The 840-nt window shown below is 74.3% G+C and carries 1 protein-coding gene; it reads right to left on the bottom strand.

Annotation, left to right across the window (positions count from 1 at the left end; genetic code table 11):
* On the bottom strand, positions 1 to 840 hold an 840-nt coding region (locus tag ABD823_RS34435; RefSeq protein WP_344867153.1), incomplete at both ends, for an acyl carrier protein.

Genomic DNA, 840 nt, shown 5'->3' with positions numbered 1-840 from the left:
GGGCTGCCCTTCAGCGTGCCCGGATCCACCCCGGCGCTCTCCAGCGCCTCCCAGGTGGTCTCCAGCAGCAGCCGCTGCTGCGGGTCCATCACCAGCGCCTCACGCGGCGAGATGCCGAAGAAGGCCGGGTCGAACTCCGCTGCGTCGTACAGGAAGCCGCCGTTCTTCGTGTAGGTCGTGTCCGGCCGCTCGCCGGTGGGGTCGAAGAGCCGCCCGACGTCCCAGCCCCGGTCGGCGGGGAAGTCGGCGATCACGTCACCGCCCTCCGTGACCAGCCGCCACAGGTCCTCCGGTGAGGAGACCCCGCCGGGGTAGCGGCACGCCATTCCCACGATCGCGATCGGTTCGTCGTCGACGGGGGCGACCACCACGTCCCGCGTACCGGTCGCGGCCGTCGCGCCGCCGGCCTGCTCCAGCAGGTAACCGGCCAGCGCGGACGAGTTCGGGTAGTCGAAGACCAGCGTGGCCGGCAGCCGCAGCCCGGTCGCGGTGCCCAGCGCGTTGCGCAGCTCGACCGCGGCCAGCGAGTCGAAGCCGAGGTCCTGGAAGGCCCTGCCGGGTTCGACGGCATCGGGTGAGCCGTACCCCAGGACGGCGGCCACCTGGACCTGGACCAGTCTCAGCACCGTGTCGTGGCGCTCGTTCTCGGGCACGCGCGCGAGCCGCTCGCCGAGCGAGGACGTCCCCGCCGGGGCGCCCGCCGCGGCCGCACGCCGGGTGGCACGTCCCACGAGCCCGCGCAGCGCGGGAGGCAGCGAGTCCCCCATCGTCCGGAGCGCGGCGGCGTCGAGCTTGGCCGGGACCAGCACCGCATCACCGGCCGCAACCGCCGCGTCGAAC

The organism is Planomonospora alba (genome assembly GCF_039534085.1).
In the GTDB taxonomy this organism is placed as follows: domain Bacteria; phylum Actinomycetota; class Actinomycetes; order Streptosporangiales; family Streptosporangiaceae; genus Planomonospora_B; species Planomonospora_B alba.
This window is presented reverse-complemented; position numbering and strand designations above follow the sequence as displayed.